Genomic DNA, 5,225 nt, shown 5'->3' with positions numbered 1-5,225 from the left:
GCCTGGCCCGGGAGCTGTCGCACGCGTTCGACGTGCCGCTGCGCGACCCGGGGATGGCGCCCGCGCCGGGCGGCACGCCGACGCCGGCGTACCCGGTGGAGGTCCGCGACACGGTCGGCTGCGACCGGTTCACCGCCCGCCTGGTCCGCGGCATCGACCCGACCGCGCCCACCCCGTCGTGGATGGCCCAGCGGCTCATCACCGCCGGCATCCGCAGCATCTCGCTGCCGGTGGACATCACCAACTACGTGATGCTGGAGCTGGGCCAGCCGATGCACGCCTTCGACGCCGACCGGATCGTCGGGCCGCTTGTGGTCCGCCGCGCCGAGCCGGGGGAGAAGCTGACCACCCTGGACGGCGTCAACCGGGTGCTTACCGCCGACGACATGGTGATCTGCGACGACACCGGGCCGATCTCCCTCGCGGCGGTGATGGGTGGCGAGACCAGCGAGGTCGTCCCCGGCACCACCACAGTGCTCTTCGAGGCGGCGCACTGGGACCCGGCGATGGTCGGGCGCACGGCCCGCCGGCACAAGCTGTTCAGCGAGGCCGCGAAGCGCTGGGAGCGGGGCGTCGACCCGGCCGTGGCGCTGGTCGCGTTGGAGCGGGCCGTTGAGCTGCTCACCGAGCACGGCGGCGGCACCCCGAGCGCGGAGATCCTGGACATCGACCACGTCCGGCCGCGTACCCCGATCACCCTGCCGGCGGACCTGCCGACCCGGCGGGTCGGCGTCGAGTACCCGCCGGCGCGGGTCGTCGCCCTGCTGGAGCAGGTCGGCTGCACGGTCGCGCAGGGCGCGGACCGGTTGTCCGAGGACCCCGGCGCGGTCGGCACGGCCAGCGGCGCGGGCGTGGCGCTGAGCGTCACCCCGCCGAGCTGGCGGCCCGACCTGACCGACCCGGCCGACCTGGTCGAGGAGGTCGTCCGCCTCGACGGGTACGACAAGGTCCCGTCGGTGCTGCCGACCGCGCCGCCCGGTCGCGGGCTGACCCCGCGCCAGCGTCGCCGCCGGGCCGTGGCCGTGTCGCTGGCCGAGCGGGGGTACGTGGAGGTGCTCGCGCACCCGTTCGTGTCGCCGGAGCTGGCCGACCAGCTCGGCCTGCCGGCCGACGACCCCCGCCGGCCCGCGGTGCGGCTGGCCAACCCGTTGTCGGAGGAGGAGCCGCTGCTGCGCACCATGCTGCTCGGCCCGCTGCTCGGCATTCTCAAGCGCAACCTCGGCCGGGGTCACCGTGACCTCGCCCTCTACGAGATCGGCGCGGTCTTCCACCCGCGTCCCGGCGCCGGCAGCCCGCCGGCGATGGGCGTGGACCGGCGACCGACTGACGAGGAGTTCGCCGCCGCCGACGCCGTGGTGCCGGCGCAGCCGGTGCACGTCGCGGCGGTGCTCGCCGGCGACCTCGACCCGGCCGGCTGGTGGGGCGCGGGTCGACCGGCCGGCTGGGCGGACGCCGTCGAGACGGCCCGTGACGTGCTCGACGCCGCCGGGATCCCCGACGAGCGGGTGGAGGTGCGGGCGGCCGAGTACGCGCCGTGGCACCCGGGCCGCTGCGCCGAGGTGCGCGTCGACGGCACGGTCGTCGGGCACGCCGGCGAGCTGCACCCGGTGGTGGTCGCGGCGCTGGAGCTGCCCCGCCGCACCTGCGCGATGGAACTGGACCTCGACGCGCTGCCGCCGACCCCGGTGACGCCCGCGCCGACGGTGTCCGGCTTCCCGCCGGCGCTGATCGACGTGGCCCTGGTGGTGGACGACTCGGTGCCGGCGGAGCAGGTGCGTCGTGCGCTGGAGGCGGGCGCCGGGGAGCTGCTGGAGGACGTGCGGCTGTTCGACGTGTACTCCGGCGCGCAGCTCGGCGAGGGGCGACGGTCGCTGGCGTACAAGCTGACGTTCCGGGCGCCGGACCGGACGTTGACCGTCGAGGAGGCCGTGGCGGCACGGGACGCGGCGGTCGCCGTCGCGGCTGAGCGCCTCGGCGCGACCCTGCGCGGCGCCTGAGGGGTTCCGGTGCGGGGATAGCTCGCGGTGGCCGCCGTACTCGCGGTGGTCACCGCCGGCCTGCGCTGGGCCCGCAGGCACCTGCTGCCGCGGTTCCTGAGGGGGCTCATCCAATCGCGCTGCGTCACCGGATCCGTTCACCATGTGGGCTATCGGCCGAAAGGGCACCGGCCTCGGCATGTTCGGCTACCCGCGAGTCACCTCCGAGCGGTTAGCCTGCTTGAATTCCGGCGACCACCGGAAGACACCCCCACCACCCCCATGGGAGTTGATCCATGTCCGAGGATCGGGCCGCGCAGGTCACGACGGCCGACGTCTGCATCGTCGGTGGCTGCGGTCGGGTGGGTCTGCCTCTGGGCATCGCCTTCGCCGCCCGTGGCCTCTCCGTGGTCCTGTACGACATCAACGCCGACGCGGTGGCCACGGTGAACGCGGCCCGGCTCCCGTTCGCCGAGCCCGGCGCCGCGGACCCGTTGGCCGAGGCGGTCGCCGCCGGGCGGCTGCGGGCGACCACCGACCCGGCCAGCGTGGGCGGTTCCGAGCACCTGGTGGTGGTGGTCGGCACGCCGGTCGACGAGCACCTCAACCCGGACCTCGGCGCGGTGCCCCGGGCCCTGGAGCGGTGCGCCGAGCACCTGCGCGACGGGCAACTCGTGGTGCTGCGCAGCACCGTCTACCCGGGAGTGACCGCGCTGACCGAGAAGCTGCTGGCCGGCAAGGGCATCCGCGCCGACGTGGCGTTCTGTCCGGAGCGGATCGCCGAGGGGCGGGCGATGACCGAGCTGTTCACGCTGCCGCAGATCGTGGCGGCCCGGACGCCGACGGCGCTGGCCCGCGCGGAGAAGCTCTTCCGGCACCTCACCGAGGAGATCGTGCCACTGGAGCCGGAGGAGGCGGAGCTGGCCAAGCTTTTCACCAACACCTGGCGCTACATCAAGTTCGCCACCGCCAACCAGTTCTGGATGATGGCCAACGACTTCGGCCTCGACTTCGCCCGGATCCGGCACGCGGTGGCGTACGACTATCCGCGCGCGGCGGACCTGCCGATGCCCGGCTTCGCCGCCGGGCCGTGCCTGTTCAAGGACACCATGCAGCTCGCGGCGTTCAACCGGAACAACTTCGTGCTCGGCCACTCCGCCATGCTGATCAACGAAGGGCTGCCGCTGTACCTGGTGTCCCGTCTGGAGGACCGGTTCGACCTGTCCGAGATGACGGTCGGCATCCTCGGTATGGCGTTCAAGGGCGGCAGCGACGACCCGCGGGAGAGCCTGGCGTACAAGCTGCGCAAGATCCTGGCGCTGAAGACCCGGGAGACGCTCTGCACCGACCCGTACGTGGCCGACGAGCGCTTCGTCGACCTGGACGAGGTGCTGCGCCGGGCCGACCTGCTGGTCATCGCCGCGCCGCACGAGCAGTACGCCCGACTGGAGACCGACACCCCACTGATCGACATGTGGGGGCTGACCGGACAGGGGGTGCGGGTGTGACGCCACGCGTGTCGGTCGTCGTCCCGGTCTACAACGAGGGCGAGGCGATCGTCCGTTGCCTGGAGCGGATGCTGCGGGAGATGCTGCTTCCGGCCGAGGTGCTCATCGTGCACGACATGCCCGAGGACACCACCGTGCCGTACGCCGAGCAGATCGCCCGGCAGGACCCGCGCGTCCGGGCGGTGCTCAACACCTACGGCCGAGGGCCCGCGAACGCGATCCGGTTCGGTGTCGACGCGGCCCAGGCCCCCGTCGTGGTGGTGACCATGGCCGACGGCTGCGACGACCCGCGTCAGATCGACGAGCTGGCCCGGCTGGTGGACCGGGGCGTGGTGGTGGCCGCGGCCTCCCGCTACATGCCGGGCGGGCAGCAGGTGGGCGGGCCACGGCTGAAGCGGATGATGTCCCGGTGGGCCGGGCGCAGCCTCTACACCTTCGCCCGGGTCGGCACCCGGGACGCCACCAACAGCTTCAAGGCGTACGACACGGCCTTCGTCCGGGAGGTGGGCATCGAGTCCCGGACCGGGTTCGAGATCGGCCTGGAGCTGACGGCCAAGGCCACCCGGCTGCGGCTGCCGGTGGCCGAGATCCCGACCATCTGGCTGGACCGGCCGCTGGGCGAGTCCCACTTCGACCTGGGTCGGTTCCTTCCCGGTTACCTGCGCTGGTACTTCTTCGCCTACGGTCGGCGGCTGAGCCGGGAGAAGCTCGCCGCGGGCACCGTCGCGGCGGCCGTGCCGGCCCCGCGCGACCCGCAGGACAACAGCACCGAGTACGAGAAAACCGCTTAGGAGCGCACGTGGCGAAGGTCCTGGTAACTGGTTCGGCCGGATTCATCGGCGGCTACCTCGTCGAGGAGCTGTTGGACCGGGGCCACGAAGTGGTCGCGGTCGACAACTTCTCCAAGTACGGGCCGGTAACCCACAGCTATGACGACCATCCCCGCTACCGCTTCGTCGAGGGTGACGCCCGCGACGTCGATCTGCTCACCGAGCTGCTGAACGGCTGCGACCACCTGGTGGCCGGGGCGGCGATGATCGGCGGGATCTCCTACTTCCACGCGTACGCCTACGATCTGCTCGCCACCAACGAGCGGATCATGGCGGCGACGTGCGACGCGGCGATCCGTGCGCACCGGGACGGGCAGCTGTCCAAGGTCACCTATCTCTCCTCCTCGATGGTCTACGAGTCGACCGAGCAGTGGCCGAGCCGGGAGGGCGACGAGCGGCGAGTCCCACCGCCACTGTCGTCGTACGGGTTCCAGAAGCTGGCCGTGGAGTACTACGCCCGCGCCGCCTGGGAGCAGTACCAGGTGCCGTACACCATCGTCCGGCCGTTCAACTGCGTGGGCGTGGGCGAGGGGCGGGCGCTCGGCCAGGCAGAGGTGCTCTCGGGCAACGTGAAGCTGGCCATGTCGCACGTCGTGCCGGACCTGGTGCAGAAGATCGTCAAGGGGCAGGACCCGCTGCACATCCTCGGTGCGGGCAACCAGGTGCGCCACTACACGTACGGCGGCGACCTGGCCCGGGGGATCGCCACCGCGATCGAGCACCCGGCCGCCCGCAACGAGGACTTCAACCTGTCGACAGCGGAGTCCACCAGCGTGCTCGAGTTGGCAGAGCTGATCTGGCACAAGATCAAGGGCCCGGACGTGCCGTTCCGGTACGTCTCCGATGAGCCGTTCCGCTACGACGTGCAGAAGCGCGTGCCGGACGTCACCAAGGCCCGTGAGGTGCTCGGG

Annotated in this window: 4 protein-coding genes; all 4 read left to right on the top strand. The window is 72.4% G+C overall.

Annotated elements, in window-relative coordinates; genetic code table 11:
* A partial coding sequence (pheT, locus tag AB0J68_RS26555) for a phenylalanine--tRNA ligase subunit beta (protein ID WP_363940984.1) occupies positions 1–1,997 on the top strand: 1,997 nt, incomplete at its 5' end.
* 275 nt (positions 1,998–2,272) lie between these two features.
* The gene (locus AB0J68_RS26550; RefSeq protein WP_354857834.1) at positions 2,273–3,484 is read left to right on the top strand and encodes a nucleotide sugar dehydrogenase; all 1,212 of its coding nucleotides are present in this window, start codon (positions 2,273–2,275) and stop codon (positions 3,482–3,484) included.
* The gene (locus AB0J68_RS26545) at positions 3,481–4,275 is read left to right on the top strand and encodes a glycosyltransferase family 2 protein (RefSeq protein ID WP_354857837.1); all 795 of its coding nucleotides are present in this window, start codon (positions 3,481–3,483) and stop codon (positions 4,273–4,275) included. Before AB0J68_RS26550 ends, AB0J68_RS26545 begins: the two co-directional genes overlap by 4 nt.
* Before the next feature lie 8 nt (positions 4,276–4,283).
* The coding region (locus AB0J68_RS26540; RefSeq protein WP_363940981.1) for an NAD-dependent epimerase/dehydratase family protein at positions 4,284–5,225 on the top strand (942 nt) is incomplete at its 3' end.

This window comes from Micromonospora sp. NPDC049580, assembly GCF_040675595.1.
In the GTDB taxonomy this organism is placed as follows: domain Bacteria; phylum Actinomycetota; class Actinomycetes; order Mycobacteriales; family Micromonosporaceae; genus Micromonospora.
Note: the sequence above shows the minus strand (reverse complement) of the source record. Positions and strands in the feature narration are given on the sequence as shown.

Coding starts and splice junctions, on each gene's coding strand:
- AB0J68_RS26550 (WP_354857834.1), top strand. CDS start 2,273: ATGTCCGAGGATCGGGCCGCGCAGGTCACGACGGCCGACGTCTGCATC.